The sequence below is a fragment of the Embleya sp. NPDC005971 genome (genome assembly GCF_040629175.1).
GTDB lineage: Bacteria > Actinomycetota > Actinomycetes > Streptomycetales > Streptomycetaceae > Embleya.
Map to the genome: position 1 here is coordinate 1 of NZ_JBEXUX010000134.1, position 8,342 is coordinate 8,342.

Sequence of the window (8,342 nt, forward strand, 5' to 3'; positions counted from 1 at the left end):
CGCCGGGATGAACCACCCCCACCAGCCCCGACACCCCCACACCCGACTGACACAACCATGCCGAAACCCGACCGACACACCCCCACAGATCATCAAGTGGGCCGCGGTGCAGCGCAGGGAGTACGCCACCGGGCGGCTCGACGCCGGGCGCGTGCGGAAACTCGTCATGCTCGGCATGGTGTGGTCACATCCCGACGCGGCCTTCGACGACGGGCTCGCCGTCGCCAGGCGGTATGTCGGGCGTGTGGGGCACCTCGCCGCACCACAGAACGCCGTCCAGGACGGCGTGCGCATCGGACAGTGGCTCGCCAACCAACGGCGTGCGGGTGTTTTGGATGCGCACCCCGAACGCCGCCGGGCCCTGGAGGAGTTGGACCCGTGGTGGAAGCCGGACGGGTGGACCATCGCCTGGCAGAGGGCCGCCAACGAAGTACGGCTGTACCTGGCACGAGGTGGGGCCCTCGACGAACTCGTGCCCGGACACATCGCGGGCGGCGAAGACATCGGCAGATGGGCGCAGCGGCAGGCCAAGCCTGCCGTGAGAGCCAAACTCCGGCCCGGACAACTCCAACAGCTCCGGGAGCTCGGCATCCGGCCTGAAGACGGTGGCGGCGCAGCGGCGGATGGTGGTGGTGCGGCGGGCGGCGACGGCGTGGGGGAGGGCGCCGGGGCTGCCCCGGCGCCGAGGCGCGGGCGGGGCGCGTGGGAGACGGCGTTCGGCGCGGCCGTCGCCTACCGCGAACGCGAAGGGGACCTCGACGTACCTCGCGCACATGTCGAGACCGTGGCGGTGGAGACTGCGGCCGGGGTCGAGGGCGGCGGTGCCGTCGAGGTGCGGCTCGGCAAGTGGGTCAACAACCAGCGCACGCGGCGGAGTTCGTTGAACGAGGAACGGGTGCGGCTCCTCACCGAACTCGGCATGCGCTGGTGAGGGGCGGTGTCGGCCGAGGGTGCTCGTGTTCGGTGGATGTGAGATTCGAAGTGAGATCGAGGGGCGGGTGCGGTGGGGGTGTTTCGGGTCGCTCCGGTCGAGGGTGAGACGACGTGGTCGTTCATGGGCCGGGTCGCCGGGTGTTACGGGCTGGACGCCGACGCCCTGGCGGGGCACTGGCGGTGGCTCAACCACCGCCCCCGGCATCGGGGTGGAGGGTTGCGGGCGGACGCGGAGGTGGTCCTGGACGCGGCCGGGAGGCGGGTGTTGGTGGGGTTGTGCGGGGTCGGGGAGGAGGTGCTCGCGCGGGCGTTGCCGTCCTGGGGGCGGGAGGAGGACGAGGCCGCCGGATGGGGGACGGCCGGAGTGTCGCAGGGGATGTGGCGGGTGGGTGGCGCGGTCGCGGGGCCGGCGGCGTTCGGGTGTCGGCTGTGTGCGGCGCGGCGTACCGGTGGGCCGGTGCGGGTGGTTCGGTACGCGGCGCGGTGGGAGCGGGTGTGTGGGCGGCACGGCCGGTGGGGCCTGGACGCGGACGCCGACGGGGTTCCGGAACATCTGGAGTTGCGCGAGGTGCCGGAGGTGGTTGAGGCGCGGCGGCGGTGGGCGGGTGTGGCGCGGCGGGCGGCGCGGGCGGGGGTGGGTCCCGGGGAGGTGTTCGGGGTCGCGTGGGCGGTGGTGTGTCGGTGGTGGGAGTCGGCGCTGTCGTGGGAGCGGGAGGAGATCTGGCCGCGGCGGCTGCGCGCGGTCGCGGGCGGGGACGCCGGGGGTGATTTCGAGTGGTGGCAAGTGGCGGGTGGTCGGGCGGGACGCGGCGACGTTCCCGGAGGTGGTCGCGGTGGCGGACGCGCTGCTCGATCCGGCGATGGTCGAGCGGTTGTGGCGCGACAGCGGTGCCGGGCGGCCTCGGGTATTGCGGGTGGACGGGGCGTTCTGCCGCGAGCTCGGGGTGCGGGTCGGGCGGGCGTGGTTGGGGTCGGTGGTCGCGGTCGAGGACGGCGGCCTTTGGTCGCGTGGATGGGCGCCGTCGTCCGCAGGCGGCGTGGGGACGCGGGCGCGGGTCCGGGGGTGGGGTTCGGGTGGGTGGACGATCCGTGGCGGGTGCGGCGGGAGGATCGGCCGGTGTCGGCACTCGTCGGGCCGGGTGGGTGTCATGTCCGTCCGTAGAGCGTGTGGAGGTCTACGAGGAGGATGTCGGGGTTGGCGTGGGCTGCGGCGCGGGCCTTGTCGTTGAAGCCGGCTCCGCTGAAGCAGACGAGTCGGGTGTGGGTGGTGTCGTAGCGTCCGGCTTGGCGGATGAGGGTGCGGATGGCGCGGAGGCGTTCGATGTGGGCGATGCCGATGATGTCGTTCCACTTGGCCTCGCCGATGGCGAGCATGGGTGGTTTGGTTCCCTCGGCGATGCCGATGGCGGCGACGTCGATCTCGTGGCCGGTGCGGGCTTTGGGGTCGTGGACGGTGCCGTGGCCGACTCGGGCGGGCAGTCCTCCGAGGAGGTCGGGGTCGGCGTGGTGCAGGGTCCAGTCCCGGCAGACCTGTTCGAAGTGGGGGCCCAGGACGTTGCCGGCGAAGCGGCGGCGGCTGGCCTGCCAGACCCGGGGGGCGCTGCCGGGGCGCTCGAGTTGGTCCCAGACCGGTCGCATGATGGCGTGGTGGAAGCGGATGAGTGGTTCGGCGATGCGGTAGGTGGGTCGGTTGTCGCGGAAGACGTCGGCGTCGCGGTGGAGGAGTCCGGCGTCTTCGAGGACGTTGATGGGGTGGGCGATGTCGGTGGCTTTGCGTTCGAGGTAGCCGGCCATGCCGCCGCGGGTGGCGTTGCCGTCGGCGACGGCGGCGAGGACGGACAGGTACAGGGTGGTGTCGCGCAGGTCGGGTTCCTCGGCGAGGAGGTAGCGGGCCTCGCGGAAGAGGGGTGTCTCGGGGTTGAGGACGGTGCGCACGACCCAGTCGTCGAAGTCGTCGGGGCCGGTGGGGCTGTCACCGCGGGCGAACTCGCGGCGGTAGGCGGGGGTGCCTCCGACGACGGCGTTGACGCGGAGGGCGAGGTGGGGGTCGGTGATGTCCCAGAAGTCCGCGGCGAGGCGGTAGTCGAGGGGACGGACGAGCAGTTCCAGCCCCGCGCGGCCGCGCAGGGGGGCGTTGCCGGACAGGAGTTTGCCCATGAAGGACAGGGCCGAGCCGCACAGCAGCAGTCGCGCGCGGGAGGCGGTGCGCTGATCGCGTAGAGGGCGGAACGCCTCCTGGATGACGGAGGGCAGTTCGGGATTGGCCTTGGCGAGGTAGGGGAACTCGTCGATCACGACGGGCACTGGCCGCTCCGCTCCGAGGGCGAGGAGCGCGTCGACCACCTCGAACCAATTCTCGAAGTGATGGGGGCTGGCCGGCCGGGTGTGGGCGGTGAGGCTCGCGCTGATCCGGCGCAGCGACTCCGCGTCGGCGGCCTCGGTGGCACCGAAGTAGAAACCCCCGGCGGCACGGCAGACGGCGTCGAGGAGGAACGTCTTGCCCTGACGTCGCCGCCCTGAGACGACGCCGAGGCTGGCCCCGGATTGCTCGTCGGTGATGAATCGGGTGAGCGCGGACCATTCGTAGTCGCGATCGAACATTTCGGGGGGCTTGTCCACGACAACCTCGCGTATGGATATAGAAGTACAGTTCCATAAACCATACCTCTATTCGTATGGAAGGCGTCACGGCCGAGGTCGATCCCGACCCGGGCCGGCGGGCACGTGGAGATTCGCGCTCGGGCCCGGCCGCCCGCCCCCGACACCCCCCCGAGCCGGCCGGGCCGAGGACGGGGTGGCCTCGGCGGCGCACACGACGGTCGGCCGGTCGTGTCGGGACCTCGAGCCGCCGGGCCCCACACGCCGGGCCCGGGCCGCCACCGAAGCCGATGTCGGGTCGGACCTCGAGGCGGGCGCAGCGGTGGACGCGGACACCGTCGGATACACGCCGCGGTACGCGTCCTCCTCTCGGACGGCCGGGGCGAACACCGTGTCGTCGTCGGTCGCCATCGCCGCGATCGCTTCGGGCGATCTCGCTCTCGCCGTCGGGGAACGGGCTGCCCAGGACGTCGATGTCGCGCGTGCCGCAACGGGCCTCGAAACGGGTGAGGAGCAGGCCGCCCCCGAGGATGGAGCGCTTCCCGCCCCGCGGTGGGGCCGTTACGCGGTGAAGCAGGCATTCGAGGGCGTGTTCGACCACGAGCTCGTCGGTCGGGCGGCCGGTGCGGCGGTCCGGGAGAGCGGGTGTGTCCGCTCGGGAAGGACAGCGCCGAGAAGTCCCCGTCGACGGGGCTACCGCCAGGGCCCAGGGCTTCGACGCGGGTGGGCAGGTAGGCAGGTAGGCAGGTGGGTGGGCGGGTGGGCGGGTGGGCGCCCGCCGAGGCACCGCGGCAGGGGTTGTTCGAGACCGTCCCGGCGCAGGCAGGTAAGCCCGCATCGGCGCGGCGGTGGCACATCCACGAGATCGAGCGCGGGTTGCCGAACGGCCCCGGCCGGGTGGGAGCGGCGCGCGCGGAGTACGGCCCGGGTCGGTCCATGGCGGAGCGGGAACGGGCCGAGGCCGAGGAGACGCGGGCATCGGGGTGGGCGGGATCGAGCACGTCGCCGGCGGCGCCAACGACCGGACGCTACTCGCTACGCCTCAGCCGGGGTGGGGAGAAACTTGCCGGCGGCTGGCCGATGTCCGGCCCGCCGGTGTGCGGCGTCGGGACGTAGCCCTCGGTCGGTGCGGGCAGCGCATCGACGCAGGCCGTCGAACAGGCGTTGACCAGCAAGGGCAGCACGTCGGCGCCGGATGTCCACAGTGAGATCCACACCTGGCGCAGGTTCGCACCGTGGACACGCTCGTCGCAGACGCTGCACGTGCGGATCGCAGTGGCGCCCCACACCCCGGGGTCGACGTCGTCGAGGTCCACGGCCCGATCACCGGTTGCCGCAGCCCGGAGCGGCGGAAACGGCGGCCGCTGCTTGTAGTTGCCGTAGACGGCACGGGAGCTGACCGTGCTGCGCCGAAGATTGAGGCACCGGGTGATCTCGTACGGGAACCAGTGCAGGCGGTATGAGGTGTACGGGGTGAACTCCTCGAGGCTCGTCATCGCACCGATCTCGGGCGGGATACGCACCAGGTTGCTTCCGTACAGCACGAGGTGTTTCACCGAGGTGAGTTCGGCGATGGTCGCCGGGAGCGCAACGACCTGGCGCCGCTGCTCCGCGGTGAGTTCCACCAGCGGCTTGAAGACCTCCCGTCCGTCGGCCGCGGCCTCTTCGATCAGTTCGAGAAGGCGGATCCATCCCGGTGCGGTGGTGTCCTGACGTTCCGGATGGAAACGGGTCGGCGACTGTGTCCGGGAGGCGTATCCGATACACCCGCATCTCTCGCGCGCCGGACCCTGATCGCCGGGCCCGGTGGCATCGGCCCACCGGTTGGGAAACACCTGCGGCTTCAAGTCCTCACTCATCGGCTCACACTAGACGTCACGGCCGGCGAGACGTAAAGGGGTCCGGAAGGGTCGTTCAGGGAAGCCGACTTGGCAGTCGCCTGTCTCGGGGGATGCGGATCATGGTCGGGCCACGCGCTGTGTACGAGACGGATCCGCCCGACGTGGAATGGGAGGTCCTCGCCCCTCTCGTGCCGCCGCCGAGGCCGGGAGGCCGACTGGGCGTCCCCGGCGCGAGATCCTCGACGCGCTCTCGTATCGGCTTCGGGCCTGCTGCGCATGGCACCTGCCTCGGCACGACTTCCGGCCGTACCCGACGGTCTACCGCTACCGGCGCGGGTGGCGGACCGAGGGACGATCGGAGGCGATCCCGGGCGCGCTCCGGGAGCGGGAACACGCCGGTCGGGGCCGTGATCCGACCCCAGGCTCCGGGATCGTGGACATCCAAAGTGTCAAGGGAACGGAACGGTGGGCCAGGGCAATCCCGGCGGCGGTGCCGTAGCCGGGCGAGACCAGGGCGGTGGACGCGGCGCTGTCGCCCGCAAAGACGGCCGTCCCCCATCCCGCCCGGCCGACATGGCCCGACGTGCTGCGCTTCGCCGCGCCCGGTTGTTCGCCCGCGATCGGCCGATGACGTTGGACGAACACCTCGGGGGCGCTGCCGCCCAGCCGGTCGTCGTACCGGAGAGACCATCGTCGTGGACCGGGGGAAGGTCTTTCTGTCGAGGGCGTTCACCGCCGCGTGCGAGACGCTCGGGATCGGCGCGCAGCCCGCCCCGCCGTTCGCGCCGACGGCCAAAGGCATCGTCGAGCACACCTTCGGATCGATCAACACCCTGTTCTGCCGACACCTTCCCGGGTACACCGGCTCCGACGTCACCCGACGCGGCCGGAACGCCGAACGCGACGCGTGCTTCAGTGTCGCGGTTGCAGGACCCGCTCGACGAACGGGTCGTGCGCTGGCACCATCGCCCTCACGAAGGACTGCGGCATCCGGTGATGCCGAGGGTCGCGCCGGCGCCGAACCGGATGTGGGCCGCGCTGGTCGCGGCGTGCGGATACGTGTCGGTACCGCTGAGCGGCGGCGACTACCTCGAACTGCCGCCGGTGCGATGGCAGGCGGTCGGCGAACGCGGGATCCGCATCGACCACCGCACCCACGACCACGAGGTCCTGGGCCCGTACCGGGTCAGTCCTCCGGGATCGCCGTCCGAGGCGGGAAGTGGGAGGTCCACCACAACCCCCACGACGGCCGCCGGGTGTGGATCCGGTTGCCCGGCGGGGAGTTGACCGAGGTGCCGTGGATCCACCGCGACCATGTGAATGTTCCGTTCGACGTCCACGCGTGGCGGCACGTGAGGGAGAGCGTCGAACGACGCGGGGACCGCGAGCGGCACGAAACCGACCTCGCCGACGCCCTCGACCAACTCATGCGCCGCGCCCACACCGGACACACCACCCGTGTAGAACACGCCCTTCTGGCCCGCGGCACACCCACCCGGACTCCTCCACCGGCACGACGCTCCGCACACGAGGGGCGGGAACAGGGCCTCGGTGACGTGCTCCCCGGGCGGCCAGGCGGGGACAGCCTCGACGAACTCGACGACGGCCTCGACGAGTCGCCGCTGCCGGAGTCGGACACCGGCGAAGACGATCCCGACTCCCCCGCCCCGCCGTATAGGGGGCTTGGGCTCTACGACGCACATGAGGAAGCCCTGAAATGGTGAGCCCCGATGCGCACTCGGGCGACCACACGTGGGGCGTCGGTACGGACACGACGGAACAGTCCCGGCCGGTAACCACCTGGCAGGGTTGGCAGGACTTCGCGACCGCACCGCCGGCGACACCGCCCGAGCCCGGCACACCACCACGCAACCGGGAGGAACGTCTCGCCTATCACTCCGCGTTCGTGACCGTCCGTACCCCGGCCATCGACGCCCTCGCCATCAGCGTGCGCACCCTGATGATCCTCGGCCGCCACCAACGGACCACCGCCCGGCCGTCCCTGATCGTCACCGGGCCGGCGGCGGCCGGGAAAACCACCGCCCTGCACCCGCGTCGGACGCGCCTGCCACCTCGCCCACATCCGCAACCGTCCTCCACCACCCGGAACCGCACATGCCCGGGTACCGGTCGCGTACGTCCTCGTACCGCCCGGCGCGACCCCGAAAGCGCTCGCCGCCGAGTTCGCCCGCTACCTCGGCGTCCCCGTCACGGCCCGGATGACGCAGGCCCAGATCACCGAGGCCGTCTGCCACACGTACGACCGGGCCGGCGTCCGGTTGGTCCTCATCGACGAGATCCACCGCCTCAACCCGCGGACCACCACCGGCGCCGAGACCGCCGATCTGTTGAAGGACCTCACCGAACGCATCGCGGCGACGTTCGTGTACGCGGGCATCGACGTGACCGCCACACCGTTGTTCAGTGGTGTGCGCGGGGCGCAACTCGCCGGACGGGCCTCGCTGATCGAGTGCGGGGCGTTCCCGGCACGACTCGGGAAGCGCGAACCCTTCACGGAGTTGATCGCCGGAGTGGAAGCCGCCCTCGACCCGAAACGCACACCGCGCCGGGACACTCCCCCACCTCGCGCCCTATCTCCATCAACGCACCGCCGGACGGATCGGCAGCCTGGCCCGCCTCATCCACCAGGCCGCGATCACCGCCATCGTGGACGGCACCGAACGCATCACCAAAACCAGCCTCGACGCGGTCCGTTTGGACCACCTCGCCGAAACACACCACCGCCCCGGCACACCCGGGTCCCGCACACCCAAGCGGTAGGCCACCCCGGCCCTGCCACCCAAACCAAAACCCCGTGACCAGCACAAACACGACCCGGGCCCTTTAGGCGTACCAAGCTATGTGCAACACACCCGTGAACCGCTCCGAGTTTGATCGAGACTCTGGTTCTTGAGAGAATCGGACGAATCATGCCGAAGCACTATCCAAGGGACCTCAAGGAGCGGGCCG

General features: G+C 71.5%; 6 protein-coding genes and 1 pseudogene. 5 read left to right on the forward strand and 2 right to left on the reverse strand.

Annotated features, from left to right (window positions below):
* Nucleotides 1–931, forward strand: a 931-nt coding sequence (locus ABZ374_RS47450; protein ID WP_360324763.1) for a helicase associated domain-containing protein, incomplete at its 5' end; no start/stop codon positions are given.
* A gap of 1,148 nt (nucleotides 932–2,079) precedes the next feature.
* Here the strand turns inward: ABZ374_RS47450 and ABZ374_RS47455 are convergent.
* Complete coding sequence (locus ABZ374_RS47455) at nucleotides 2,080–3,552, reverse strand: ATP-binding protein (protein ID WP_360324766.1); 1,473 nt, start codon at nucleotides 3,550–3,552, stop codon at nucleotides 2,080–2,082.
* A 1,007-nt stretch (nucleotides 3,553–4,559) separates the two neighbouring features.
* Nucleotides 4,560–5,390, reverse strand: coding sequence for a leucine-rich repeat domain-containing protein (locus ABZ374_RS47460; protein WP_360324769.1), 831 nt, complete (start codon nucleotides 5,388–5,390; stop codon nucleotides 4,560–4,562).
* Nucleotides 5,391–5,538: 148 nt separating this feature from the next.
* Between ABZ374_RS47460 and ABZ374_RS47465 the strand changes: the two genes are divergently transcribed.
* From ABZ374_RS47465 to ABZ374_RS47480, 4 genes and pseudogenes are all read left to right on the forward strand, one after another.
* Nucleotides 5,539–5,871 (forward strand): transposase, encoded by a 333-nt coding sequence (locus ABZ374_RS47465; RefSeq protein ID WP_360324772.1) that lies wholly within the window; start codon nucleotides 5,539–5,541, stop codon nucleotides 5,869–5,871.
* Between the two features lie 425 nt (nucleotides 5,872–6,296).
* The gene (locus ABZ374_RS47470; protein WP_360324775.1) at nucleotides 6,297–6,659 is read left to right on the forward strand and encodes a hypothetical protein; all 363 of its coding nucleotides are present in this window, start codon (nucleotides 6,297–6,299) and stop codon (nucleotides 6,657–6,659) included.
* Nucleotides 6,656–7,096, forward strand: a complete 441-nt coding sequence (locus ABZ374_RS47475) for a hypothetical protein (protein ID WP_360324778.1) — start codon at nucleotides 6,656–6,658, stop codon at nucleotides 7,094–7,096. The genes ABZ374_RS47470 and ABZ374_RS47475 overlap by 4 nt, the downstream gene beginning before the upstream one ends.
* Nucleotides 7,090–8,153, forward strand: a pseudogene (locus ABZ374_RS47480) (TniB family NTP-binding protein). The gene ABZ374_RS47475 and the pseudogene ABZ374_RS47480 overlap by 7 nt, the downstream one beginning before the upstream one ends.
* Nucleotides 8,154–8,342: the final 189 nt, after the last annotated feature.